This window comes from Psychrobacter sp. 1Y4 (genome assembly GCF_051847555.1).
Map to the genome: position 1 here is coordinate 1 of NZ_JBPYDE010001026.1, position 546 is coordinate 546.

A 546-nucleotide genomic window follows, 5' to 3' on the forward strand; every position below is an offset into this window, starting at 1 on the left:
GGGTACATAATGCCTGAATCTCTACCATGTTTTGAGATGTGAGGTCTGTCCCTATCGGGTTTTGGGCAAAAGGCTGCAAAAATAAAATCTTAGGCTGAGATTTGATAATGATTGCTTCTAAATGATTGATATCCAAGCCAAACCTGCTTCGCTTAATGGCGTTGATACCAATGTGTTGTAACTCAAGCTTACTAAATAGCGGATAGTATCCAGGAGACTCGACGATGACCTGATCGCCGCTGGTCAAAAACTGCCTAATGATCAAGTCCAAGCTGTGGTTGGTGCCATAAGTCAATAAGACGTTTTGCGAATCGACTGTTAGCGCACGTTTGCTTAAGATATCAACAATCAAGCGTCGCAATAACACATTGCCAGCTGGATCACCATTACCACGGTCGAAGTGTGCCACCTCAGCGCTTTCACCTCCAAAACTGTCATCTGCCTGCCCTAAGTAGCGCTCAAGGTTTAGCTTGTCCATGTATTCTTTAGGATAGCGTCCCGCACCAGGTTTGTGATGCGACTGATTGACCATTTGTTGTTCTAATA

The 546-nt window shown here is 44.5% G+C and carries 1 protein-coding gene; it reads right to left on the minus strand.

The annotated features are described in order from the left end of the window. The coding region (locus ACS8FC_RS20215) for an aminotransferase class I/II-fold pyridoxal phosphate-dependent enzyme (RefSeq protein ID WP_439298099.1) at window positions 1-532 on the minus strand (532 nt) is incomplete at its 3' end. Between the last annotated feature and the right edge of the window lie 14 nt (window positions 533-546).